The sequence below is a fragment of the Streptomyces sp. NPDC088746 genome, from assembly GCF_044751065.1.
GTDB lineage: Bacteria > Actinomycetota > Actinomycetes > Streptomycetales > Streptomycetaceae > Streptomyces.
This window is the reverse complement of sequence record NZ_JBIVLA010000005.1, coordinates 520,464-542,301: the sequence shown is the minus strand read 5'-3', so window position 1 is coordinate 542,301 and position 21,838 is coordinate 520,464. Positions and strand designations below refer to the sequence as shown.

Annotated in this window: 18 protein-coding genes; 10 read left to right on the top strand and 8 right to left on the bottom strand. The window is 72.2% G+C overall.

Annotated elements, in window-relative coordinates:
* Positions 1–51 precede the first annotated feature (51 nt).
* Positions 52–1,728 (bottom strand): family 20 glycosylhydrolase, encoded by a 1,677-nt coding sequence (locus ACIP63_RS24700; RefSeq protein ID WP_401519314.1) that lies wholly within the window; start codon positions 1,726–1,728, stop codon positions 52–54.
* 189 nt (positions 1,729–1,917) lie between these two features.
* On the opposite strand from ACIP63_RS24700, the gene ACIP63_RS24695 reads away from it, so the two are divergent.
* Entirely contained in the window at positions 1,918–3,219 is a 1,302-nt protein-coding gene (locus tag ACIP63_RS24695; RefSeq protein ID WP_401519312.1) for a glycoside hydrolase family 1 protein, read from the top strand.
* A gap of 10 nt (positions 3,220–3,229) precedes the next feature.
* A complete protein-coding gene (locus ACIP63_RS24690) occupies positions 3,230–3,808 on the top strand; it encodes a TetR/AcrR family transcriptional regulator (protein ID WP_401519310.1) in 579 nt (192 codons plus the stop codon).
* 66 nt (positions 3,809–3,874) lie between these two features.
* Here the strand turns inward: ACIP63_RS24690 and ACIP63_RS24685 are convergent, their stop codons facing one another.
* A complete protein-coding gene (locus tag ACIP63_RS24685) occupies positions 3,875–5,167 on the bottom strand; it encodes a serine hydrolase domain-containing protein (protein ID WP_401519307.1) in 1,293 nt (430 codons plus the stop codon).
* A 1-nt stretch (position 5,168) separates the two neighbouring features.
* Positions 5,169–7,460, bottom strand: a complete 2,292-nt coding sequence (locus ACIP63_RS24680; RefSeq protein ID WP_401519304.1) for a glycoside hydrolase family 3 C-terminal domain-containing protein — start codon at positions 7,458–7,460, stop codon at positions 5,169–5,171.
* Positions 7,461–7,752: 292 nt separating this feature from the next.
* On the opposite strand from ACIP63_RS24680, the gene ACIP63_RS24675 reads away from it, so the two are divergent.
* Complete coding sequence (locus tag ACIP63_RS24675) at positions 7,753–8,679, top strand: SGNH/GDSL hydrolase family protein (protein WP_401519301.1); 927 nt, start codon at positions 7,753–7,755, stop codon at positions 8,677–8,679.
* Here the strand turns inward: ACIP63_RS24675 and ACIP63_RS24670 are convergent.
* Positions 8,669–9,328, bottom strand: a complete 660-nt coding sequence (locus tag ACIP63_RS24670) for a TetR/AcrR family transcriptional regulator (RefSeq protein ID WP_401519300.1) — start codon at positions 9,326–9,328, stop codon at positions 8,669–8,671. The genes ACIP63_RS24675 and ACIP63_RS24670 overlap by 11 nt on opposite strands.
* 235 nt (positions 9,329–9,563) lie before the next feature.
* On the opposite strand from ACIP63_RS24670, the gene ACIP63_RS24665 reads away from it, so the two are divergent.
* The 4 genes from ACIP63_RS24665 (at position 9,564) to ACIP63_RS24650 (ending at position 14,800) form a co-directional block, all read left to right on the top strand.
* Positions 9,564–11,093, top strand: a complete 1,530-nt coding sequence (locus ACIP63_RS24665) for an ABC transporter substrate-binding protein (RefSeq protein WP_401519297.1) — start codon at positions 9,564–9,566, stop codon at positions 11,091–11,093.
* Positions 11,094–11,178: 85 nt separating this feature from the next.
* Positions 11,179–12,120 (top strand): ABC transporter permease, encoded by a 942-nt coding sequence (locus tag ACIP63_RS24660; RefSeq protein ID WP_401519296.1) that lies wholly within the window; start codon positions 11,179–11,181, stop codon positions 12,118–12,120.
* On the top strand, positions 12,117–13,922 hold the full coding sequence (locus tag ACIP63_RS24655; RefSeq protein WP_401519293.1) for a dipeptide/oligopeptide/nickel ABC transporter permease/ATP-binding protein: 1,806 nt from the start codon (positions 12,117–12,119) through the stop codon (positions 13,920–13,922). The genes ACIP63_RS24660 and ACIP63_RS24655 overlap by 4 nt, the downstream gene beginning before the upstream one ends.
* The gene (locus ACIP63_RS24650) at positions 13,919–14,800 is read left to right on the top strand and encodes an ABC transporter ATP-binding protein (RefSeq protein ID WP_401519290.1); all 882 of its coding nucleotides are present in this window, start codon (positions 13,919–13,921) and stop codon (positions 14,798–14,800) included. Before ACIP63_RS24655 ends, ACIP63_RS24650 begins: the two co-directional genes overlap by 4 nt.
* Positions 14,801–14,902: 102 nt before the next feature.
* On the opposite strand, the gene ACIP63_RS24645 is transcribed toward ACIP63_RS24650, so the two are convergent.
* The 4 genes from ACIP63_RS24645 to ACIP63_RS24630 all read right to left on the bottom strand — a co-directional run bounded on the left by ACIP63_RS24645 (position 14,903) and on the right by ACIP63_RS24630 (position 18,882).
* Positions 14,903–15,382, bottom strand: a complete 480-nt coding sequence (locus ACIP63_RS24645; RefSeq protein ID WP_401519287.1) for a hypothetical protein — start codon at positions 15,380–15,382, stop codon at positions 14,903–14,905.
* 118 nt (positions 15,383–15,500) lie between these two features.
* The gene (locus ACIP63_RS24640) at positions 15,501–16,631 is read right to left on the bottom strand and encodes a SagB/ThcOx family dehydrogenase (RefSeq protein WP_401519285.1); all 1,131 of its coding nucleotides are present in this window, start codon (positions 16,629–16,631) and stop codon (positions 15,501–15,503) included.
* Between the two features lie 305 nt (positions 16,632–16,936).
* Complete coding sequence (locus ACIP63_RS24635; protein ID WP_401519283.1) at positions 16,937–18,475, bottom strand: MFS transporter; 1,539 nt, start codon at positions 18,473–18,475, stop codon at positions 16,937–16,939.
* Positions 18,472–18,882, bottom strand: coding sequence for a DUF3291 domain-containing protein (locus ACIP63_RS24630; RefSeq protein WP_401519280.1), 411 nt, complete (start codon positions 18,880–18,882; stop codon positions 18,472–18,474). Before ACIP63_RS24630 ends, ACIP63_RS24635 begins: the two co-directional genes overlap by 4 nt.
* A gap of 478 nt (positions 18,883–19,360) precedes the next feature.
* Here ACIP63_RS24630 and ACIP63_RS24625 point away from each other — a divergent pair, with 478 nt between their 5' ends.
* From ACIP63_RS24625 to ACIP63_RS24615, 3 genes are read left to right on the top strand one after another with little or no spacing between them, the layout of a single operon-like run.
* Positions 19,361–20,662: an NAD(P)/FAD-dependent oxidoreductase gene (locus ACIP63_RS24625; protein WP_401519279.1), complete on the top strand. Its 1,302-nt coding sequence runs from the start codon at positions 19,361–19,363 to the stop codon at positions 20,660–20,662.
* A 14-nt stretch (positions 20,663–20,676) separates the two neighbouring features.
* A complete protein-coding gene (locus ACIP63_RS24620; protein ID WP_104784310.1) occupies positions 20,677–20,943 on the top strand; it encodes an acyl carrier protein in 267 nt (88 codons plus the stop codon).
* Positions 20,927–21,814 (top strand): alpha/beta fold hydrolase, encoded by an 888-nt coding sequence (locus ACIP63_RS24615; RefSeq protein WP_401519276.1) that lies wholly within the window; start codon positions 20,927–20,929, stop codon positions 21,812–21,814. The genes ACIP63_RS24620 and ACIP63_RS24615 overlap by 17 nt, the downstream gene beginning before the upstream one ends.
* Positions 21,815–21,838: the final 24 nt, after the last annotated feature.

The window sequence follows — 21,838 nt, the reverse complement described above, 5'->3', positions numbered from 1 at the left end:
GTCTTGCCGCCATGTCCCTCCGAAGGAGGGAGGCTGTGCGGAGGCCACACGTCACGCGTCGGTGTCCGGCGGACCCGACGGCGATGTCCGCCCCGGGGTGCGGCCGGGCGGCGGCTGAGCGCGCGCGCCGTCCGAGTCCGGCTCGTCCCAGGGGATCTCCGTCGAGGCGAGGTAGGTGAGCCCCCGTTGCTGCCAGAGGCGCGCGTGGCGGGCGACCCGGACGCGGTGGTCGTCCCAGCGGGGCGCCCTTCCGGCCCACGCGGCCGCCGCGACGGACGGCAGGCGCGGCAGCAGCAGGACGGTGACGTCGTCGAACCCTTCGACCGACTCGCCGAAGACGGTCGCCTCGACGCCCGCGACCCGGTCGTCGGGGATCGCGTGGGAGGCAGGGTCCCAGGCGGCCGTGTGCCGGACTCCGTGGGGCCGGTAGGCGGGGAATCCGACACGTGCCGCGGTCGGGGCCTGGGCGGGCGGGACGACCTCGGGGGCGTACGCGCGGTCCAGGTAGAGGTGGGACTGCGGGGACAGGAGTACGCGGCCGCCGCCTTCGAGGACGCGCGAGAGATCGTGGTCGCTGGGGGCGAAGAACCGTTTGAGTGCCGCGATCAGTTCGGGGGTGTGGCCCGCCGCGAGAAGTTCCGGGCGGCCGGCGAGCTCCTCCGGGGTGTCCGGCAGGTCCATCATCGGCACGTCCACCCAGTACTGCGCGATGTCGTCCGGGCCGATCCCGGCCCGTGAGGACTCCTGCCAGGCCAGCGGCCGCTTCCCGGACTCCCGTACCAGCGAGCGCAGTTCACGGATCGCGTGCGCGAAGCTGTCCGGGGTCGCCCCGACCGCCTCGTCGCCGCCCACATGGACGAACGGGCCGTCGGTCAGGCGGCACACGTCGGCGAGGACCGAAGCCACGGCCTCCCGGGTGCCCGGGTCCGCGAGGTCGAGCGGTGGGACGTACGGAAAGCGTCCTTTCAGGCCCTCGGGCGCCGGTGCGTCCGGAAGTCCGGGCAGCGCTTCGCGCAGGGTGGCGCAGTGGCCGGGCAGGTCGATCTCGGGGACGACCGTCACGAAGCGTTCGGCGGCGTACCGCTGGAGGGCGCGGTAGTCCTCGGCGGTGTAGAAGCCGCGGGGGGAGCCGTCCGGCCCGGCCGCGGTGAGTCCCGGGGTGCCGGGGATCTCGAGGCGCCAGCCCTCGTTGTCCGTGAGGTGCAGGTGCAGCACGTTGAGCTTGTAGAGCGCCGCCAGGTCGATGACCCGGCGCACCTCTCCCGGTGTGAGGTGGTGGCGTGCCGGGTCGATCAGGAGGCCGCGCCAGGCGAACCGGGGGGCGTCGCACAGTTCCTGGCAGGGGATGGGGCCGGTGGAGGTGGCGATGAGCTGGAGGGCGGTGGCCACTGCCCGGAACACGCCGGTGGGGGTGGCCGCCAGGCAGGTGATGCCGGACCCGGTGACCGTGAGGCGGTAGGACTCGTCGACGGGTTCGGCGGCCCCGCAGGGGGCGACGCCCACCGTCCGGCCGTGCGGCCCGAGTGTCTCGTCGAGGGCGAGCGTCAGGGTGGCCGCCGGGGTGTCCGTGCGGTTGCCCAGGTGCGGTTCGAGCAGCGTCCTCACGGTCCCCGCCATCGCGGTCAGGCGGTCGTCCGCCGCGTGGATCCGCCACGGGCCCTTGGCGTGCGGACCCGGGCCGGGGGCGGCCGCGTCCTGCCGCCCGGGCTGGGGAATGACGGCGTTCATGGTCTCCTCCACCGGCTGCTCCCTTCGGATGTGCGGACCGGCCTCCCGCGGCGGCGCGCCGAGGCCGTCGCCTCTTCCTGCAGGCCAGGTGCGCCTGTACGCTAACACGAAAACCGATCAATGAACGCTTTTCACGGGGCGGGGACCGGCTCACGCGGCCCTCGGCCCCGCTGCGGAAGGAGCTCCTCCATGACACCCCCGACCGGGCCAGGACTCGCACTCCCGGATGGCTTCCTGCTGGGCGCCTCCACCTCCGCCCACCAGGTCGAGGGGAACAACGTCTCCAGCGACTGGTGGGCCATCGAGAACCGGCCCGGCACCTTCGTCGCCGAGCGCAGCGGAGACGCGGCCGACAGCTTGCACCGCTGGCCCGAGGACATGGACCTGCTCAGCGAACTCGGCTTCAACGCCTACCGGTTCAGCATCGAGTGGGCCCGTGTCGAGCCCGAGCGCGGGCAGGTGTCGCGGGCTGCCGTCGCGCACTACCGCGCCATGGTGCGCGGAGCGCTGGAGCGCGGGCTGACACCGGTGGTGACCCTGCACCACTTCACCTCCCCGCGGTGGTTCAGCGCCCTCGGCGGCTGGGCCTCGCCCGACTCGGCGGACTTGTTCGCCTCGTACGCGCGCGTCGCCACGGAGATCCTCCTGCCGGGCGTCCGGCACGTCGCCACCATCAACGAGCCGAACATGATCGCGCTGATGTCCACCCTGATCCGCGGTGCCGGCCTCGCGCAGGACGAGGGCACCGCGCGTCCGGCGGGCGGCGAGCGGACCGGTGCCGCGCTCGACCCCGGTTCGGCGGAGCCGGACGCCTCGGTCGCGCAGGCGCTGATCCGCGCCCACCGGGCCGCCACCGCCGTCCTGAAGGCCGCCGATCCCACGCTCCAGGTGGGGTGGACGGTCGCCAACCAGGCCTACCAGGCCGAGCCCGGCGCGGAGGAGGTCATGGCGGCGTACGCCAGGCCACGGGAGGACATCTATCTGGAGGCCGCCCGCGAGGACGACTGGATCGGCGTCCAGGCCTACACGCGCCACCGGATCGGGAAGGACGGTCCGCTGCCCGTCCCGCAGGGCGCTCCCACCACACTCGCCGGCTGGGAGGTCTACCCCGAGGCGCTGGGGGAGGCCGTACGGCACACCGCGGACGTCGTCGGCCCGCGCGTCCCGGTCCTGGTCACGGAGAACGGCATCGCCACGGCCGACGACGAGCAGCGCATCGCGTACACCACGGGGGCCCTGGCGAGCCTGGCCTCGGCCATGCGCGACGGGATCGACGTCCGCGGCTATCTGCACTGGAGCGCCCTGGACAACTACGAATGGGGCTCCTACCGGCCGACGTTCGGGCTGATCGCGGTCGACCCGCGGACCTTCGCGCGTACGCCCAAGCCGTCCGCCGGATGGCTCGGCTCGCTGGCCCGGGCCGGCCGCATCCCGGAGGGGCCCCTCGGGCTCCCGGCGGCCGGGCCCGCCCGTGTCCGCAGTGCCGGTTAGGCTGCTGGGCATGGCGAAACGGGGCCCGTACGAAAAGGGCGAGGCGAAGCGCACCGAGATCCTGCAGGCGGCTCTGGAGATCTTCGCCACCGAGGGGTACCGGGGCACCTCGCTGCGCAAGGTGGCCGCCAAGTGCAGCCTCAGCCTGCCCGGTCTGATGCACTACTTCAGCTCCAAGGAGGATCTGCTCACGCAGGTCCTCCGGATGCGCGACGAGACCGCCCGGGTCCGGCAGGACGAGCGCACCAGCCCGGAGAGCTACCGCGAGATCATCCGGGAGGGGGCGAAGACCCCGGGGCTCGTGGAGCTCTTCGTCTCCATGGCGGCGGCGGCCGGCGACCCCGGGCACCCGGCCCACGCGCACTTCGCGGAGCGTTATCCGGTCCTGCGCGAGCGCGTCGCCGGTTACGTCCAGGCGCGGATGGACGAGGGGCGGATGACCACGGAGATCCCCGCCGACCGGCTGGCGGTGCTGCTGCTCGCGGTGGCCGACGGCATCCAGCTCCAGTGGCTCATCGACCGTACGACGGACATGGAGCAGCCGATCGACGACATCATGCGGCTGCTCGCGCTCGGCGCGAAGGGCTGAGCGGAGCGTGGGTGCCGGCGGTGGCCGCCGGTGCCCACGCTGCCCCTCGCGGAGGCCGCGCCGGTGTCAGGCCGGGGCGGGGAGTCCCGCCGCCTCCTTGACGGCCGTCGTCCAGGGCGCCCAGCGCGGGTCGGGCCCGGCCGACGGCTCCCAGGTCATCGCCGTGCAGACGTAACCGACCGCGAGTCCGCTCTCCGGGTGGGCCATCCCGAGGCGGCCGCCCGCCCCGGCGTGTCCGAAGGAGCCGGTGCCCAGCAGGGGCTCGCCGGGGCGGGGCAGTTCGAAGCCGAGCCCGAATCGGGAGCGGTCGGGGCCGTCGAACCGGTGCAGCGGCGCGGGCTGCGGCAGATGGTCGGTGTGCGGAGTGCGCGCCAGGTCCAGGGTCCGGGGTGACAGCAGCCGTATGCCGTCGACGCGGCCGATGAGCGCCGCGTACAGCCGGGAGAGGGACCGGGCGTTCCCGATGCCGCCGGCGGCCGGTATCCCGGCGGCCCGCCCCTTCCTATGGCTCAACGCCCCGACCACACCGGCCACTTCGGCGGCCGAGGCCCGCAGTGCGGTGCCGAGCGGGTGGTCCGGGGCAAGGCCGAGCCGTCCGACGGCCGCCGCGATCTGCTCGGCTGTGGGCGGCGGGCCGGCGGACTGAGGCACGAACCGGTGTTCCTCCCGCTGCGGCAGGCCGATCCACAGATCCAGGCCCAGCGGCCCGGCCACCTCGTCGGCGAACAGCCGGCCGACGCTCCGTCCCGAGACCCGGCGGACGACCTCTCCGACCAGGTGCCCGTAGGTCAGCGCGTGGTAGAGGAACGCCGACCCCGGCTGCCATACGGGCCGCATCGCCGCGAGCGCGCGTGTGCGAGCCTCGGCGTCGAGCAGGCCGGGCAGGGGTGTCCCCCCGGGGTCGGCTGTGAACGCGGGCAGGCCCGCCCGGTGGGCGAGCAGGTCGGCGACCGTGGTCTCCGCCTTGCCCGAGGCGGCGAACTCCGGCCAGGAGCGGGCGACCGGTGCGTCCAGGTCCAGGACCCCGCGCTCGCTGAGGAGATGGGCACAGACGGCGACCAGGGCTTTGGAGACCGACATCAGGACGCCGACGGAGTCCGGGCCGAACGGCCGGGGGCCCGGGGCCGCAGCGGCCGGGTTCCCTGCGCCAGGGACCCCTGCGCCCAAGACCCCCGTGCCCGGGCGCAGGGAGCCGGTGGCCGGCGCGCCCGTGGACCACAGGTCCACGACCAGCCGGCCGTGGTGGTGCACGGCCAGCTGGGCGTGACCGGGATCCTGCGCCTGGCCCTGTGCGAAGGTATCCCGTACCGCCTCCCAGCCCGGTCGCACGCTTCCGTCCACCGCCGGGCGTCCTGTCATCTCACGCGTCCCCCGCGGGCGTGCCGGCCGCGGCCAGGGCCGTCAGCTCCGCCACGCCGTCGGGGCCCACGGGGCTCTGCGGGAACTCGGCGACCACCTCCAGGGGCATACCGGCGAGGAACCGCGCCATCGTCGGGTTCTCCATGGCGGCCGCTCCCGCCGCGGCCCGGGCGGCCATGAACCTCTCCATCAGCAGCGGGCCGCCGACCGGGTGGTCCAGCCATTCCGCGATCGTGCTGCGGCCGCTCAGCGCGACGCCCGGCGGATCGCCCTCCACGCTGATCACCGCAGAACCACGGATGTCCCGGGAGGACGAGCCGGCCTCGATGCCGTAGTCGCCGCCCTCGACCCGCCAGCCGGACTCGCGTGCGCTGTAGTAGGCGAGTTCACCGCGCGGAATCCCCACGGCGACGTCACGGCTCTCACCGGGGTCCAGGGTCACGGACACGAAGCCGCGCAGTTCCCTCGGGGGGCGGGCGACCGTGGACCCGGCCGGTCCGCTGCTGTAGATCTGCACCACCTCGCGTCCGCGGCGCCGGCCCGTGTTGGTGACGGTGACGCTCACGGAGAAGGTGTCACCGTCCCGTTCGACCCTCGGGCCGGAGTACGCGAAGGAGGTGTACGAGAGGCCGTGACCGAAGGGGAAGGCGACCTCGCGTGCCGCGGCGTCGTAGCCCCGGTACCCGACGAAGACGCCCTCGCCGTAGCGGACATGCCCTTCCTCCCCCGGGAAGGAGAGGTGGCTCGGTGAGTCCTCCAGGCGCAGCGGGACGGTCTCGGCCAGTTTGCCCGACGGGTTGACGGCGCCGAAGAGCACCCGGGCCAGGGCGCCGCCGCCGGCCTGTCCCAGCAGCCAGCCCTCGATCAGGGCGGGCACGGTGTCGTGCCAGGGAGCGGTGCGCACCACGCCGCCGTTGGAGAGTACGGCCACCACGCGTGGGTTCGCCGCTACCAGCCGTTCCAGCAGCAGGAGTTGGTCCTCCGGCAGGCCGATGTGGCCGCGGTCGAACCCTTCGGACTCGTCGGCGGCCGACAGGCCCAGGAAGACGACGACGGTGTCGCAGGCGGCCGCCAGACGCACGGCCTCGTCAGCCGGTGCCCCGGCCGTCGCCTCCCCCTCGCCGCCGGGGGCCGGACAGCCGGGGGCGAACTCCACGCGGGCGCCGTCGGCGAGTTCACGCAGCTTGTCGAGGGGCGTGTCGAGCCGGGTCGGGGTGACCTGGGAGCTGCCCGCGCCCTGGTAGCGCGGCGTGCGTGCCGGCTCGCCGATGACCGCCACGCTGCCGTTGGACCGGTCGAGCGGCAGGATCCCCCGCTCGTTCTTGAGGAGGACGACGCACCGGTCGGCGGCCTCCCCGGCGAGGCGGTGGTGCTCGTCCACCGACATCCGGGGGCCGGTCCGGACGCCCTCGTCGGCCCGCCGGGCGAAGAGGGCCAGCCGCTCCACGGAGGTGTCCAGCACCGACTCGTCGAGCTCTCCCGCCGTCACCGCCGCGACGACTTCCGCGTCGGAGCGGCCGTGCGTGCCCGGCATCTGGAGGTCGAGTCCTGCGCGGAGTGCGGCGACCCGGTCGCGTACGGCGCCCCAGTCGGACATGACGACGCCGTCGAAGCCCCACTCGGTACGCAGGATGCCGGTGAGCAGCCGGGCGTTCTCGGACAGAAGCGTGCCGTTGACCGCGTTGTAGGAGCACATGACGGACCAGGGGCGGTCGCGGCGGACGATGCGTTCGAAGGCCCGCAGATAGATCTCGCGCAGCGGGCGCTCGTCGATGTCGGCGCTGACGCGCATGCGGTCGGTCTCCTGGTTGTTCGCCGCGTAGTGCTTGAGTGCCGCGCCGACGCCTGACTCCTGGAGCCCCCGGACCATCGCGCCGCCCATCTCGGCCGTGAGCAGCGGGTCCTCGGAGAAGTACTCGAAATTCCGCCCGCACAGCGGGGACCGCTTGATGTTGATGCCGGGGCCGAGCAGGACACGGATCCCGTGCGAGGCCGCCTCGTCGGCGAGCGCACCCGCCACGCGGTGGGCGAGCTCCGGGTCCCAGCTGCTGCCCAGCGCCACGGCGGGCGGGTAGCAGGTGGCCGGGGCGGCGCTGTGCAGATCGACCTGGCCGCCGTCGCCGCTCTCCTTCGGGAGCCGCAGCCCGTGCGGGCCGTCGGACATGGTGACGGCGGGAATCCCCGCCTCCGGCACGGCCGTCGTGACGAAATCACCGGCGCCGCTGGTCAGGGACGCCTTCTCGGTGAGGGAGAGCCGCGGAGCTGCCGGGGGAGGAGGGGTCTGCTGGGTCATGCGGCACCTAACGGGTCGGGGCGGGAGGAGCGGCCGGGCGGCGGCCGGCCGGGTGGCGCCCGGTCCCGGGCGATCTGAAAACCGTAAATTGATCGGTTTTAGACGTCAAGGGGTCTCACCGCACGTCAGTCGTACGGCGGACATGCGGTGCGTGAGCCTCTGTGCGACCCCTTGACGGTTAGAAACCGTTCAACGTACGGTTTTCGCGCTCGAGCCGCGCCGCTCCGGGACAGTGCACCGCACAGCGTCCTGAGGCCGCGCCTCCTTTCCCTGAACGAAACGAGGAACGGTCATGTCCCCTGCCAGTCAGCCCTCTTCACGGGCCGGACTCTCCGGCCGCGCCCGCCGGGCGGTGCGCGTCCCGCTCGCCGCCGTCACCGTCATGGCCGCGCTGGCCGCCTCCGCGGGAGCCGCCTCCGCCGGCCCCGCGGAACGCCCGGGCGTGAGCGGCGGGGAGGCCGTCCGGTACGTCGCGCTGGGAGACTCCTTCAGTTCCGGGCCGGGCGTGCCCGACCAGACCGACGCGACCTGCGGCCGCTCGTCCAGGAACTACCCGTCCCTGATCGCGGCGGAGCTCGGCGCCGCCTCGTTCACCGACGTCACCTGCGCCGGGGCCGACACGAGCCATATGACGGCCCCGCAGGCGACGGCGCCTCCCCAGCTCGACGCCCTGCGGCCCGACACGACCCTGGTCACCCTCGGCATCGGCGGCAACGACCTCGACCTGGCCGGCATCCTCACGCGCTGCGTCATCCTCGGCCAACTGGCCCCGTACGGCGCGCCCTGCAAGAGCAGCTACACGCTGCTCGGCACCGACGAGATCGGCTCCCGCATCGCCACCACGGCACCGAAGGTCGCTGCGGTGCTGGCGGAGATCCACGGCAGGTCACCGAACGCCAGGGTGCTGGTGGTCGGATATCCCGCGATCCTCCCCGACGACGGGACGGCCTGCCGCCCCACGGTGTCCCTCGCGACCGGCGACTTCCCCTGGATCAGGGACAAGGAGAAGCAGCTCAACTCGATGCTCGCGCAGCAGGCGGGGGCGCGGCGGGACGTGTACGTCGACGCGTACGCGCCCTCCGTCGGGCACGACGCGTGCAAGCCGGCCGGGGTCCGCTGGATCGAGCCCGCGGACACGGCCGAGGCGGCCGGGTTCCACCCCAACGCCGCCGGACACAGAAGCACGGCCGATGCCGCACTCGCGACGCTCACACGCTGACGGGGGCATCCCTCCCCGCGCCGTCGTCGGGGTCGAGCCCGAGCCGGGCGAGGAACGCGCGTACCAGCGCCTCCATCGGCACGGCCTCGGGCTCCAGCAGCCACTGGGTCTGAAGCCCGTCCATCAGGGCGAGCAACTGGACGGCCACCACGCCGGGTTCCACGTCGGCCGGCGAACCGCTCTCGGCCTGCAGGGCCCCGACGAGTCCGGTCAGCTCCGCCCTGACGACGCGGTAGCGCTCCCTGAAGTAGTGGTGCGCGGGATGGTCGGGGTCGGTCGCCTCGGCGGACAGCTTCGTGTAGAGGGCCACCATGCCGTGCGTCCGGCTGTTGCGCACCACCAGGCCGACCAGGCCGCGCAGCCGGTCGGTCGCCTGTGCCGGTGTTCCCGGCCGGACGATGTCGGGGAAGACGGTCTGCGCGTCCGTACGGTCCCGCTGCGCCAGCACCTCGAGGAGCATGGCCTCCTTGCCGGGGAAGTGGTGGAGCAGACCGGCGTGGGTCATCCCGGCGTGCGCGGCGATGTCGCGCAGCGAGACCGCGTTGAAGCCGGTGCGGGAGAAGAGCTCCGTCGCCGCTTCGAGGATGCGGGCGCGTGTGCGCTCGCCCTTCGTCAGGCGCTGCGGGGCGTCCTCGGGTCGGTCACTCAACTCGGCGGCCTCCTGCCGTCGTGGGGCAGCCGTCCGCCCTGCCGCTCGCGGGGCCGGCCTCCAGGGCGGTCCGCCGCGACTGTCCTGACCTGCGGGTTCGTCATGCTCCCCCGGAATTTACCAGGCGAACGAACTCGCACCGTAAAAACCTACCAACTGGTTAATTCCGTGTGTAGGCTCACCGCCACTCTCACCCGGGACGTCCTTCCCCGGCCCTCCAGACGGAGCGAATCTCATGAGCAGAACCACTCGGAGCGGGGCTCTCGCCGCCGCCCTGGCGATGTCCCTCGCCCTCGCGGGATGCGCGGGCTCGGCCACCAAGAGCTCCGGCGACTCGCAGCTGGACATCGCCACGCTGACCTTCCCTCAGAGCCTGGACCCGGCGCACGCCGTGGGCAGCGCGCTGCCGTTCTTCCAGGCCACCTACGACACCCTGGTCAAGCGGGAGCCGAACGGTGACTTCAGCCCGATGCTCGCCACGGAGTGGACGTACAACGAGGACGCCACCGAGCTCGCCCTCACCCTGCGCGAGGACGTGAAGTTCGCCGACGGCACGGCCTTCGACGCGGCCGCCGTGAAGGCGAACATGGAGCACTTCAAGAAGGGCGGCGGGGCCGACGCGAAGTGGCTGAACGGTCTGGAGGCCGTCGAGGTCGTGGACCCCACGCATGTGACCCTCGAGCTAGCACAGGCCGACCCGGCCATGCTCTTCTACCTGAGTGACGCGGCGGGTCTGATGGCGAACCCCGCGAAGTTCGCCAAGGCCGACAGCCTCAAGACCACCCCGGACGGCACGGGCCCCTACCGCCTGGTCAAGGCGAAGACGACCATCGGGACCAAGTGGGTCTACGAGCGGAACAAGGACTACTGGGGCGAGAAGGCACCCTACGAGAACCTCGCGATCAGCTTCTTCGACAACGAGACGGCGATCGTCAACGGCATCAGGACCGGCCAGGTCGACGCGGCCCTCCTGCAGAGCGCCGACCAGCAGATCAGCATCGAGTCCGACCCCCGGGTGAAGACGACGAAGCAGGAGTTCGACTTCCAGGGGCTGCTGCTGTTCGACCGCGCGGGCGCGCTGACCCCCGCGCTCAAGGACCCCCGGGTCCGCCAGGCGCTCAACCTCGCGATCGACCGCGAGACGATGCTCTCCACCATCCGGCAGAAGCGGGGCAAGGTCACGGACCAGGTCTTCGGCCCCGACACCCAGGGCTACGACCCGAAGCTGGACACCTACTGGTCCCACGACCCGGCGAAGGCCAAGGGCCTGCTGAAGGCCGCCGGTTACGCCAAAGGCTTCGAGCTGAAGCTTCCCCGCATCTCCGCGATCGTCAACGACGCCCTGGCCGCGTCGCTCGTCACCGACCTCAAGGCCATCGGCATCACGCTGGTCTGGGACGACCTCGACGGCAGCTCGGCCGTCCAGAAGGTGTTCACCGACCGCGCCTACTCCGGGATGGTCATGAACATCGGGCAGTCCTCGTCCGACTGGGTCGTCGTCAACGAGCTGGTGACTCCCGGCGCCTTCAACATGTTCGGCACCACCGACGCCACCGTGCAGAAGCTGATACCGCGGATCCAGACCGGCACCGGGGCTCAGGCGAAGCAGGCGGCTACGGCGCTCAACAGGCACCTCGTCGAGGAGGGCTGGTTCGTGCCCTTCTACCGGATGACCTATCTGCACGTCTCGGACGGCACGGTGAAGATCACCCCGCAGTCCGGCATGGCCGTGCCGTCGATCTACAACTACGCCCCCGTCTCATGACGGCCCGCCGGGGGAGGTCCGCGAGGCGGGACCACCCCCGGCGGCCGGCCACGCACAGCCGAGTGCCGAACAGATACCGAGTGCCATGCTGAACTTCATCGCCCGAAGGATCGCGGCGGGGGCTGTGCTCCTGGTCGTCATCTCCCTCCTCTCCTACCTGCTGCTGTCGGTCTCCGACGCGGACGTCGGCAGGCAACTCCTCGGCCAGGGCGCCGACCAGGCGGCCGTCGACGCCAAGAACGCCTCGCTCGGCCTGGACCGGCCGGTGCTCGTGCAGTACGCCGACTGGCTCGCGCACGCCGTCCGCGGCGACCTGGGCACCTCCTGGTTCACCAGTGAGGACGTCGGGACCGCGGTCGCCGGCCGGCTGCCGGTCACCGCGAGCCTCACCCTGGGAGTCACCCTCGTCACCACCCTCGTGTCGTTCCTGCTCGGCGTCTGGGCGGGCGTCCGGCGCGGAGCGGCCGACCGCTTCGTACAGGTCCTCGGAGTGGTCGGATACGCCCTGCCGGGATTCCTCGTCACCCTGGTGATCGTCCTGGTCTTCGCGGTCAACCTGAACTGGTTCCCGGCGATCGGGTACACCCCGTTCACCGAGTCACCCAGCGGCTGGCTCTCCACCGTCACGCTCCCGGTCCTGTCCCTCGCGGTCGCCTCCGTCGCGGGGGTCTCCCAGCAGGTCCGAGGCGCCGTCGTCGACGTCCTGCGCCAGGACTACGTCCGTACGCTGCGCGCACGCGGACTGCCCACCTCCCGGATCGTGTTCCGGCACGTGCTGCGCAACGCGTCCGCGCCCGCGCTCTCCGTCCTCGGGATGCAGTTCGTCGGCCTGCTCGGCGGCGCGGTGCTCGTGGAACAGATCTTCGGGCTCCCCGGGATCGGAAGCATGACCGTCACCTACACCACGCGCGGTGACATCCCCGTGATCATGGCGCTGGTCATGTTCACCGTGATCGGTGTCGTCCTGATCAATCTCCTGGTCGACACCATGATCGGCTGGCTCAACCCGAAGGCGAGGGCCGCATGAGCGAGAACCTCCCGGCCGGCGCGGATGCCGCGTCCCACCCGTCCGCACCGGACCCCGGCTCCGCGGCCGGCAGTCTGCGCAGGCTCCTGCGCAACCCCCTCGGCGCGATCTCCGCGGGGGTGCTCCTCCTGCTCGTCGCCGGTGTCGTCCTCGCGCCCCTGCTCGCACCGCAGGCCCCGGACATCTCCTCGCTCGGCGACGCGTTCGCCGCGCCCGACGCAGCGCACCCCATGGGCATGGACTCCGCGGGGCGGGACATCCTCTCGCGCATCCTGTACGGCGGACGCAACACACTGGGCGGCGCGGTGGTCGCCCTGGCGATCGCCCTCGCCCTGGGAGTGCCGTCCGGCCTGTACGCCGGTTACTACGGCGGCCGGTTCGACTCCGTCGCCAACTGGGCCGTCAACCTCGTCATGGCGCTGCCCGCGATGGTGGTGCTCCTCGCCTCCCGCGCCATCCTCGGCCCCAACGTCTGGGTGCTGATGATCGTGCTCGGGGTGCTCGTGGCCCCCGCCTTCTTCCGTCTGGTCCGCGGCATCGTCGCCAACGTCCGCAAGGAGCTGTACGTCGACGCCGCCAAGGTGTCCGGGCTGTCCGACACCCGGATCGTCGCCCGGCACATCCTGATCGTCGTCCGCGGCCCCCTCATCATCCAGGTGGCCCTCGTCGCCGGAATCGCCATCGGGCTCCAGGCCGGTCTGGAGTTCCTCGGCGTCGGCAGCGGCTCGGCGGCGACCTGGGGCGCGATGCTCAACGAGGCGTTCCAGAACATCCAGCGCGCGCCCCTGCTCATCCTCTGGCCCGGACTGGCCCTCGGCCTGACCAACGGCAGCCTCGTCCTGCTCGCCGGGGCGCTGCGCGACGTACTGGAGGACCGCGGCGGCGAGCCCGCCGGGCGGCGCCGTGGCAGGTCCCGTGCCCGGGCCACCCCGCACGCGCCGGTCGTGGACAGGCCGTCGGAACCGGGCGCACTCCTCTCGGTCCGTGGCCTCACCGTCGCCTACGCCCGCCCGGACGGTACACGCAAGGAAGTCGTGCACGGCATCGACCTCGACGTGCACCCCGGCGAAATCGTGGGCCTGGTGGGGGAGTCGGGCTCCGGGAAGACCCAGACCGCCTTCTCCGTGCTCGGGATCCTGCCCGAGGGCGGGCGCGTCGCCTCGGGCAGCGTCATGATCAAGGGGCAGGAGATCGTCGGACTGCCCGAGCGCGCTCACCGTGCGCTGAGGGGAGGCACCGTGGCGTACGTCCCGCAGGAACCCATGAGCAACCTCGACCCCGCCTTCACCATCGGCAGTCAGCTCATGGAACCCATGCGGCACGTCCTCGGCATCTCGCGGAAGGAGGCCGCCGACCGGGCTCTCGACCTGCTGCGCCTCGTGGAGATCCCCGAACCCGCGCGGACGATGCGGCTGTACCCCCACGAGATCTCCGGGGGCATGGCCCAGCGGGTCCTGATCGCGGGCGCCATGTCCTGCGACCCGGAGCTCCTCATCGCCGACGAGCCGACCACGGCGCTGGACGTCCGGGTCCAGGCCGAGATACTCGGTCTGCTGCGCAGGCTCCAGCAGGACCGGGGCCTGGGCGTGCTTCTGGTGACCCACAACCTCGGTGTCGTGGCGGACCTCTGCGACCGCGTCGCCGTGATGAGCGACGGCAGGATCCTCGAGACCGGGGCAACCGACCAGGTCCTCCGCTCCCCCCGGGACCCCTACACCCGGACCCTGCTCGGCGCGGTCCTCGACGAGGCCCCGGTCCGTGCGCCCTGGCAGCCCCGAGAGGCGAGGAGGACCACCGCATGACCACCACCGCCACCACCGAATCCACCGTCCCCGACGCCCTGCTGAGGATCAGGGACCTCCGGGTCTCCTACCCGGGCAAGGGATGGCGCGCCCCGCGCACCGAGATCCTCAAGGGCGTCTCCCTCGACATCCGGCCGGGCGAGACCCTGGGGCTGGTCGGCGAGTCGGGCTCGGGCAAGACGACGATCGGGCGCGCCGTCCTCGGGCTCGTACCGGCCCGCTCCGGCAGCATCACCTTCGACGGCGAGCGCATCGACACGGCGAAACCCTCGCGCCGCCGTGAGCTCAGCCGCGACCTCCAGGTCGTCTTCCAGGACCCGTACACCTCGCTGAACCCCTCACGCACCGTCGGGGACACGCTCAGCGAGCCCCTCCTGGGGCACGGCACGAGCACCCGGGAGGCACGCGGCCGGGTGGGCGACCTCCTGGAGCGGGTCCATCTCCCGCCGGACGCGGCGAGCCGCCTGCCCCGGGACTTCTCGGGCGGCCAGCGTCAACGGGTCGCCATCGCCCGTGCGCTGGCGCTGCGTCCCCGGCTCGTGATCTGCGACGAACCGGTGTCCGCCCTCGACCTGACCACCCAGCGCACGGTTCTCGAACTGCTGCTGGAGATCCAGGAGGAGACGGGCGTCGCCTATCTCTTCGTCACCCACGACCTCTCCGTCGTGCGCTTCATGAGCCACCGCGTGGCGGTGATCAAGGGCGGGTCCTTCGTGGAGACGGGCGACGCCCACGACGTCACCACCGACCCCCGGCACCCGTACACCCGGGCCCTCATGCTGTCCGCTCCCGTGGCCGACGTCGCGGAGCAGCGGCGCCGCAGGGAGTCCGCGGCCGCCCTCGGCGGGGGAGCCGCCGCACCGGCCGGCGACGGCTGACGCCGACGGGGCGGGGCGGGGCCGGCCCGTCGGGAGGATGCCCGACGAGCCGGCCCGGCACCGCCCCGTCGGTACGGTGAACGGGCTCCGGGGGGAGCCCGTTCACCGGGTCTCGGTGACCTGCATGAAGCCGAGCGCGTCGACCAGCGCACCCAGATCGAACTCCGGACCGCGCCGCAGGGAGTCGAGCGCGGGTGCCGCCGGAGGCCGCGCGGGGTGCGGACCCGGCGTCGGCTGCGCCCCGCCGTCGTCCTGCTCCGTGGCCCTGTACCCGGCGCCGTCGAGGGGGCGGCGGGGCTCGGCGGTGTCCTCGGGGAGTACGGAAACGGGTGCCGGGGCCACCGACCTCAGCGCGGCCTTGCGTACGGCCCAGAGGAGGTCGGCGGGATCGGCGGTCTTCGCCGACGTGGCCAGGCGGTCGGCGGCCTCCAGAAGGACGCTGCGGGCCAGCTCCCCGTCGTTCTCCAGTGCGTCGAGCGAGACGGAGGCCGTGAGCCAGCGGTCGTCTCCGACTGCCTGGCTCACCAGTTCGGTGAGCAGTTCGTGGCGGGTGACCGGAGGGCGGGCGACGGTGGGGTGCATGGACAGGTCCTCCCGGGTGCGCGGCGGATGGAAGGTGCGGGCAGGTCGGACGGTGCGGGCAGGGCGGACGGTGCGGGCAGGTCGGACGGCGCGGGGCGCCGCACCCGAGGAGCCGGATTCAGCCCGCCGCCGGCCACGGCGCGGGGGCCGCCCAGGGCGCGGGCGTCGCCTCCGGGAGCGGCGGGAAGGCGAAACCGGCGGGAGCCAAGGGGCCGGGGCGCTCCGGGACGCCCGCCGAGAGCAGGTACACGGCGAACTCCTCGTCGGGGTCGACACCGAGGAACCGTTCCACCTCGCTGTCGGCGAAGGCGACCGTCTGGAAGGGGCCGAGGCCCAGCGCGGTGGCGGTCAGGGCGAAGGTCCGGCCGTAGTGGTCGGCGTCGTGCATCCACCGCCGATAGGCGTGGGGGTGGCGGTACTTCCAGGCCAGCCGGTCCGCGACAGCCGTGGTGAAGACCGTGAACGCGCCCTCGTAGGAAGGTTCCTGATGATACGTCAGCTCGGCTACGCGTTCGCGGGAGGCGTCCGTGCCGAGCAGCTCCAGGGCATGGCGGGCGGCCGAGTAGTGGTAGAGGCCCGGCTGGACCCCCTCGACGTCGTACGCCACGACGTACGCCTCGGCCTCGTGCCGGCCGCCGGCCGGGGAGCCGGCCCTGTCCCGCCGGGCGCCTGAAGGGCCGCCGTGGAGGGAGCGGTGCGGGGCGAAGCTGTGGAGGAGCAGGGTGCCGAGCTGGTCGAGCGAGACCGGGGCGCCGCTGAATCTGCGGTGGCTGCGCCGGGTGGTGAAGGCCGACCCGACCGGTGCCGCCAGGCGCAACGGCCGGCGCGGCAGCATCACGACGGGGTTGCCGGGGTACTCCTTGAAGACGCCGGGGAAGCCGTCCTCGCCCACGGGGTCCTCCGCGAGCTCCACGCGGGCGGGGGAGTGCACCAGGCGCTCGGCGCCCCGCACCTCGGCGGGGAACCGCCCGGCGACGGTGTCACGGCGGTCCCGCGCCGGGGGAGCGTCCTCGTACGGCACCAGCACACCCAGCTCCGTGAGGGCTCCCACGGCGCTGCGGACCCGGTCGTGCTCCTCGGCGGGGAACCGTCCCGCCAGCTCGTCCGTGTCGGTCCCCTCGCCGGCTTTCGAAAGGAGGTCGAGCAGATCGGGGGTGATCTCGATCCAGCGACGCTCCCCGGGAATTCCCATGCGCAACCCGTCCGGATGCCAGCTGCAGACCAGGTGATCCCGGCGGCGGACCTTCATGGTGGAATCTCCTTTTCTGTTTCCTGGACGCACCGGGGGGCGTTGTGGCGGAAGGTGCTCATTGATCCGGCGGGGCGCGCCCGGCTGCGGGACAGAATCCGTCTCGCAGCCGGAACGCTTTCCGCCCAGGCCCCTCGTCAGTCGTGCGGGGGTATTTCCCTGCCTCCCCTCGAATTACCGGACCGGCGAGGTGAGTTCTCCGCGTTGATTCAATGACACCACTCCGCGGACGCCGGGTACATACTTTTCCGGTGGTACTCTGCGCGCTATCAGAATTCCTGAACCCGTATCAGGAATTCGAAATTCTAACTTTCCTTCTTCTTGGTGGAAATGAACGCGAAGGCGAGCACGGCGGCCAGCGCGGACACCCCGGCCACCACCCACAGACCGGTGTGGATGCCCACGTTGAACGAGGCGCTGACGGCTTCCGTGACCTCAGGCGTGGAACGGCCGGCGCTGTTGCCGCCCTCCCGCGCCACGGCCACGACCTGCGTGGCGACCTCCGGGGGCACATGGGCGGTGTCGAGCCGCTCCGGCAGCGCGCCGATGAACCGTACGGCGAGCACCGAGCCCAGGACGGCGGTGGCGAGCACCGAGCCGACCTGACGGAAGGCGGTCACCGCGTTGGAGGCCGCGCCCATCTGGGCCGGCTCCGCCACGGCGAAGGCCGCGGCGGTCGACGGGGCGACCACGAGCCCGCTGCCCAGGCCGAGCAGCGCCAGGCCGACGGCCGTGATCCCGTACGAGCTGTCGGGCTGCTGCCGGACCAGGACGATCGCGGCGGCCGCCGTGACCAGTGAGCCCACGGCGAGCAGCCGGGCGGGCCCGACCTTGCCCGCGATCCGCTGCGCCACCAGGGTGGACAGGACGAACGCGACCATCGCGGGCAGCAGCTTGAGACCGGTGGCCATGGGCTCGGTGCCCTGGACCCGCTGAAGGAACAGCACTTCGAGGAAGACGACGCCGACGAAGGTGAAGAGCGCGCTCGCCGCGACCACCAGCGTGGCGGACAGCGGGACCGAAGCCATCATGCGTACGTCCAGCATGGGCACCGGCGCCCGCCGTTCGACCAGGACCAGCGCCGTCAGGGCGACCACCGCGACCACCAGGGTGGTCACCACCACCGGGTCGCCGTAGCCCTCGCGGCCGCCGACCGCGATCCCGTACACCAGCGTGCCGAGACCGACGACGGACAGGAACTGGCCCGGCAGGTCGAGAGCGCGGTCGGGGACCTTCGTCTCCTTGACCGCGTAAAGGGTGACGGCCACGGTCACCACCGCGAGCGGGGCGTTCACCAGATACACCGCGGGCCAGTCGAACCGGTCCAGGAGCGCACCGCCGAGCAGCGGACCCACGGCGAGGCCGACGCCGGACATGGACACCCAGATGGTGATGTAGCGCAGCATGCGCGGCAGGTCGACGAAGAACGTCGTGGTGATGATGGCGAGTGACGTCGGCAGCACCAGCGCGCCGCCGACACCGCTGATCGCCCGGCCGACGAGCACCTGCGGGAAGCCGCTCGCGGTCGCCACGACGAGTGAACCGGCGGCGAGCGCGACCACCCCGATGACGAACACACGGCGTCGGCCGAAGCGTTCGCCCAGTGCGCCTCCGGAGAGCACACAGGCGGCCACGACCAGGGTGTAGGTGCTCGACACCCAGCTCAGGTCGGCGGGGGCTACGTGCATGTCCACCTGCAGGGCACGCAGGGTCGAGATCGCCGCCGTCACCTCGATGAACGACATGAACAGCCCGAGGCAGGCGGCGGTCAGCACCAGCCCGCCGCGCGGGATCACCGGCTTCGGGGGCGTGTCGGCGGGGGCCTGTCCCGTGACGGCGCTCATCGGCCCGCCTCCTTGTCGGACAGCCGCTTCACCGCGTCGTCCCAGCCGGCGGGCAGGCTCGTGCGGTCCGCCGGGTAGAAGACGAACACCGAACGGGCCATCACCTTGCGGAGACGGCCGACGATGCCCTTGTGCGGGTCCGAGCGCGAGAACGTGTCCAGGGCCTCCTGGTCGCTCCACGCCGAGAGGGTCCAGAAGGTCTTCTTCAGCGGTTCTGCCCGCAGCGAGGCGCCGATGACGCCGGGCGCCGACCGCACCTGCTTCCAGACCACGAGTGACAGCAGGAAGAAGCGGGGGACGTGGAGCAGCGAGCTGACCTGAAGCTTGGACGCCATGACCACGGCTTGGCCGGAGTCGGCGGTCGCTTCGTCGGCGGCTGCCCCTGGCATCCAGGGAATGGTGGGCATGGAAGCCTCTCCTCTACTACTGCGACATGACACGGGGCTCTGGGCGGCAGGGTTGGCTGCCTCCTACAAGAGCCCACCCTGGCCTCGATCCGGACAGTCACGAAGGATGAACTTCGGATGGTGCGCGGAGTTGGCCGAATAGCGGCTACGAGCGCAGAGACGTTCGAATCCGGACACCGTTCTTTCAGCCCATCGGATCTTCCGATGGACGCTCGGGCGTCCCCGATCCGGTGATTGACCCCCGTGCGGCGGCCGACCTACGTTTCTGGCCATGCCGGCCCCGTCGCCGGACACAGTTCACACCGCCGTCGTCACACCCCGCCGTCGCAGCGACGCCGCCGTCACACCGGCCGTCAACGCCGCAACGGGGCCCAGGCGAACTCTCCGCCCCAGAGGTCTCACTCCTCTGCGCCCCAGCCGTCGTCGCGCCGCCGCGACCGGTTCCACGAGTACCGCTCACGCCGAAGGGCTGCCTGCCATGACCACCCGTGTCGCTGTCGTCGGTGCCGGCATATCCGGACTGTCCGCCGCCCACCACCTGCCGGACGACGTCGAAGTCACCGTGTACGAGAAGGACGACCGGCCCGGAGGTCACGCGCTGACCGTCGAGGTCGAGGAGGAGGACGGCCGGACGATCGGCATCGACACCGCCTTCGTGGTCTTCAACTCCCGTACCTACCCGCAGATCACCGCGTTCTTCGAGGAGATCGGCGCCACCGCCCTGGACCACACGGGCGGATTCGACTTCTTCGACCTCGACCGTGGCCTCGACTACGGAACGACCGAGTTCGAACTGACCGAGGAGGAGATCGCCCGGCGCTATCCGGCCGACTTCCTCACCCTGTGGCGGGACGCCGAACGCTTCCACCGCGAGGCGCCGCGCGACTTCCTGCGCAAGCGCACCGACATGGCGCTCGGTGAGTACCTGAGCAGGGGCGGTTACTCCGACGCCTTCAAGTACGGCTACGTCGTCCTGCTCGCCACCGCCGTCTGGTCCATCCCCGCCGAGCTCATCTGGGAGATGCCCGCCACGACCGTCATCGCCTTCTTCATGTCCCACGACCCCGGCGGCCTCGGCGGGCGCACGGTCGCCTGGAAGACCGTGGCCGGCGGCAGCATCGAGTACGTACGCAGGGTCGTCGCCGGGATCCACGGCAAGGTCCGCACCTCCAGCCCGGTCACCCGGGTCCGCGAGGAGGCAGACGGTGTGGTCATCGGCACGGCCGACGGCGAGGAGCGCTACGACTACGCGGTCCTGGCCTCGCACGCGGACCAGACGCTCGCGATGCTCGAACAGCCCAGCGCACTCCAGGCCGACATCCTCGGCAAGGTCCGCTACAGCTCCACCAGCGCCGTCCTGCACACGGACCCGGCCGCGATGCCGCCCAACCGCGAGCGCTGGCAGAGCTGGAACTACGGCCTCAAGACCGTGGACGGGCGCACCCGCACCTGGGTCGCGTACTACATGAACTCGCTCCAGGGCTTCACCGCGAGCAAGGACTACTTCGTCACGCTCGACTCGCCCATCGTCCCCCGGGACGAACTCGTCATCCGCGAGCTGCCGTTCACCCACCCGATCATCGACCTGGACGTGCGCGGCATGCAGCGCACCATCTACTCGGTCAACGAGACCGGACGCGTCAAGCTCGCCGGTTCGTACTTCCACTCCCCGAAGATCGGCCACGACCTCATCGGGTCCCACGAGGCCGGCTTCGTCTCAGGGCTGAAGGCCGCCGAGTCCATCACCCGTGATCTCCGCCCCCACGCCGTCAAGAAGTGAATCGAGGTACTCCCATGCAGACTGTCACCGCTAAGGAAGCACAGGCCTGGCTGGTCGAGAAGCTGGCCGTCCGCCTGGAGGTCGAGCCCTCCGAGATCGACGTCGAACGCTACTTCGACGAGTTCGACCTCGACTCGACCGAGGCCCTCATCCTCGCCGGCGAGCTGGAGAAGTGGCTCGGCTTCGAACTGGAGGCGACCGCCCTCTGGTACCACCCGACCGTGGCCGCGCTCTCCGAGCACATAGCCGAGGAGAGCGCGAACCATGTCGCCGCGGCCTGACCCGTCCGCACCCCGCCCCGTACTGCGCACCCTGCGGGACGCGGGCGGGGACGCGGCCCACCGGATCTGCGCCGTCCACCCGGGCGCGCTCGCGGCCGGTGAGTGGGAGGCGCTCGCCGGGCAGCTGCCCGAGGACACCGCCCTGTACCTGCTCGACCTGGGCAACGTCCCCGAGTTCCTCGCCGCGGCCCTCGACCCCCGCGCACCCGTCGTGTCCGTCGGGGCGCTGGCCGCCCGCTGCCTCGACGAACTCGCCGCTGCGGGCGCCGACTCCGCGCCGTTCTCGCTCGTCGGCTGGTCCTTCGGCGGAGTCGTCGCCTACGAGATCGCCAGCCGGCTCGAAGCGGCCGGGCGCGGCGCCGTCCTGCGGGACCTCGTCCTGCTCGACAGCATCGCCCCCGTCCCCGCCTTCAAGCGCACCGACGAACTGCTCGACGCCTCGATGCTCCTCGACTGGTTCGCGATGTACCTCGGGGCGAAGCGCCGCAGCCCCTTCACCGTGAGCGTCCCGTCCCTCGCCGCACCCGAGGACGGACTGCCCCAGGTGCTCGACGCCGCCGTCGACCAGGGGCTCCTGCCGCGGGGCACCGAACTCGCCGGACTGCGCAAGCTGTACGCCGCCTACCAGGGCGGCCTGTCCCGTAACAACCGCTGCACCGCCCCGTACGAGCCGGGCCCCATCGAGCGCCCCCTCACCCTCGTCAAGCCGGAGCGCTCCCTGCTGCCCGACAGCGGGGACCTCGGCTGGAGCGGCCTCAGCGCACATCCCGTACGACAGGTGGCCGTCCCGGGCGACCACTACACCATGCTCCGGGACCCCGAGGCCGTGAGCGCGCTCGCCGGACTGCTGGCCGGCTCCGCCGTCGTCTGAACACACCCCGCGGACCCGCGCCCT